This is a genomic window from Halobacillus sp. BBL2006, from assembly GCF_000786645.1.
Classification (GTDB): Bacteria; Bacillota; Bacilli; order Bacillales; family Halobacillaceae; genus Halobacillus.
In genome coordinates this window covers 1-2458 of the sequence record NZ_JRNX01000538.1, presented here as the reverse complement: position 1 = coordinate 2458, position 2458 = coordinate 1, and the positions used below count along the sequence as shown (strand labels likewise).

Here is a 2458-nt window from a genome sequence, read left to right as displayed (position 1 = left end):
GATAGAATTACGCATGCGTGTAAAGAAGCCGGTTTTCTCCCAAAAGTGATTTCGAAGAGCTCCCAATGGGACTTCATTGGAAAAATGATTACTTCGAATTTAGGGATATCCATCCTTCCGAAAAGTGTAGCAAATCTATTAAAAGAGGTTGTCAAGGCGATCAAGGTCACCCAGCCGACTGTCGAATGGGAGCTTGCCATCATTTGGCCGAAAGAACGCTACCTATCCTATGCTACAAAAGAATGGTTAACGTACATTCAAGAGCGTTTAACCGATCATTCTGCAGAGACCAGCTGAAACGGCTGGTCTCTTTTATGCCCGTGAAGCATGCATGTAAACATTTACATAGATAACGTCTATGCAACACATGATGAATCACTATTTCACTTTTCCGACAAGGGTCCTTACACTGAATGTATCATCCTTTTTGTAGAGACATGTCACTATGAATAAGCGCTTAGCGATGAATACGTACTGAAAGGAAGAGGGAACTATGGAAGCGAAAAGTCCTAAGGATAGTTTAATCATCAATACCGATCAAGTTATGATCAATGATTTGAATAATTACAATACATTGTTTGGCGGTGTCCTTATGAAGAAATTGGACAATAACGCCACGTTATCTGCAAGACGTCACGCTCGAGTGAAGGAATGTGTAACAGCTTCCACCGACTCGATTGATTTCTTGCACCCGATCCATCAGACCGACTCCGTTTGTGTAGAATCATTCGTTTCTTATACAGGAAAAAAATCGATGGAGATTTTCTGCAAAGTCATTGCAGAAGATATGATTACAGGGCATCGCCGTATGGCAGCCACTGCTTTCCTAACATTTGTTGCCCTTGATGAAAATAAAAAAGCAATCAAAGTCCCGGATGTCGTTCCTGAAACAGAAGAAGAGAAATTCCTTTACAGATCAGGTGAAGAACGTGCGAAAACAAGAAGAGTAAGACGCGAGCACAGCCGCGAACTGACAGATATCATCGGTCTCGAAAAACCATGGGAAAAAGGAGAGGAAGAATATGTTGAAAACATTAGCCAGCTTGGGTGAATTGACAGCGGCCAAAGAAGATTTTGAAGAATTGAAGCGAACACACCCGGATGTTTTTGATCAGCTTCTCCACGTCGTGAGTTTGACGCGTCAGCTCCAAATTAAGTATGGCTATATGGGGTCGCTGCTTATGGATGAAGATCTAAAGCCGTATCATCCAGAGTATGTGAAAGAATCCATCCTTTCCCTTTATCAAAAGGAAGTAGGTAAACTCACCGCCCATGAAGATGTCCAAATTGTACAGGATCGGTTGAATAAGCATAAAAAAGTCGGCTACCCTAAACTATTTCTCCTTATTTTAGGGGCGAAGCCAGAAATGCTGAAAGGGTCCACAATCATTAAATAATCCTGGAAAATTAAGAGACTAAACCCCAGTACTGCCAACGGTTATAGCCAAAATGTAAAAATTATATTTCAAGTGAGTTTCATCGATTGACGCATAGAATAATCGCTAATAAAATGTGGTCACGATTTCGAGACAGTGTCTCTATCGTGACCACATTTTTTTATGGAGAAGGGAGGAGTTCGTCATGCTTTATCGCTCCTTGGTTTACGTGGCGGGAATGTTGATCAACTTCTTTGGAGTAGCGTTACTCATCAATGCAACATTAGGAGCCGGTTTCTGGACATCGTTCTTCATCGGAGTTTCGGATCACCTCGGGTACACCGTAGGGTTCTGGTATGGGGCATTTCAGCTGATCATCATCTTCATCAATGCCAAACTGATGAATCAGCTGCCAGAAGTTCGAGCAGTCATTCCTGTATTTTTAGAAAGCCTTATTTTAGACTTTTGGCTGGAGATCGTTTTCGCGAATGTTGATTTATCAACAGCTCCATTTATCCTGCAAGTTTTTGCCTTGTTATCAGGAGTAGCGATTATCGGATTGGGGGTAGCGATTTATATCCTTCCGCAATTTCCGCGTGCACCGGTCGATCAACTGTTTCTGGCCGTCAGTAATCGTTTCAACTTGAGTATTCAAACAGGTCAAACCTTGGTCGCGGTGATCATGACTTCTCTTGCCCTGGCGATTGGAGGCCCTGTTGGACTAGGGACGATTGCACCGATGATTTTCTTAGGTCCTGTTATTCAGCTTTGTTATACAAGAGCTTATCCCCTTTATTACAGATTCCACCCGCAAGGAGAAAAAGTCTATCAGGAAAGCTATTTGTAAAAGTTCTCTTTTAAAGAGGACTTTTTTATTTCCATATCCCTGTTAAATCTCGCTATTGATTTCTATTCCATTAAAGCTCCCGATTGTTGAAGACTCAGTTTCAAGATAATGGCTGTTTCCGTTGCCTTGGATGGAGAAAGGAGTGCCGGGAAATCACTCGCTTTCCGTGGGAGGGCTCTGAGCCTCCTCGAACTTCGTCCTCCGGGGTCTCACCTGTCCCTTTGAATCCCACAGG

General features: G+C 42.7%; 4 protein-coding genes. All 4 read left to right on the top strand.

Annotated elements, in window-relative coordinates:
• Positions 1 to 297 (top strand): LysR substrate-binding domain-containing protein (locus LD39_RS15440; RefSeq protein WP_035549218.1); only part of this gene is annotated, 297 nt, incomplete at its 5' end.
• Between the two features lie 196 nt (positions 298 to 493).
• The gene (locus LD39_RS15435; RefSeq protein ID WP_035549215.1) at positions 494 to 1051 is read left to right on the top strand and encodes an acyl-CoA thioesterase; all 558 of its coding nucleotides are present in this window, start codon (positions 494 to 496) and stop codon (positions 1049 to 1051) included.
• On the top strand, positions 1023 to 1397 hold the full coding sequence (locus LD39_RS15430) for a hypothetical protein (RefSeq protein ID WP_035549211.1): 375 nt from the start codon (positions 1023 to 1025) through the stop codon (positions 1395 to 1397). Before LD39_RS15435 ends, LD39_RS15430 begins: the two co-directional genes overlap by 29 nt.
• 184 nt (positions 1398 to 1581) lie before the next feature.
• Positions 1582 to 2223, top strand: coding sequence for a YitT family protein (locus LD39_RS15425; RefSeq protein WP_035549208.1), 642 nt, complete (start codon positions 1582 to 1584; stop codon positions 2221 to 2223).
• Positions 2224 to 2458: the final 235 nt, after the last annotated feature.

What these genes read in the sequence shown, in the direction of transcription:
- LD39_RS15435 (WP_035549215.1), top strand. Translation starts at nt 494, where the DNA reads ATGGAAGCGAAAAGTCCTAAGGATAGTTTAATCATCAATACCGATCAA.
- LD39_RS15425 (WP_035549208.1), top strand. Translation starts at nt 1,582, where the DNA reads ATGCTTTATCGCTCCTTGGTTTACGTGGCGGGAATGTTGATCAACTTC.
- LD39_RS15430 (WP_035549211.1), top strand. Translation starts at nt 1,023, where the DNA reads ATGTTGAAAACATTAGCCAGCTTGGGTGAATTGACAGCGGCCAAAGAA.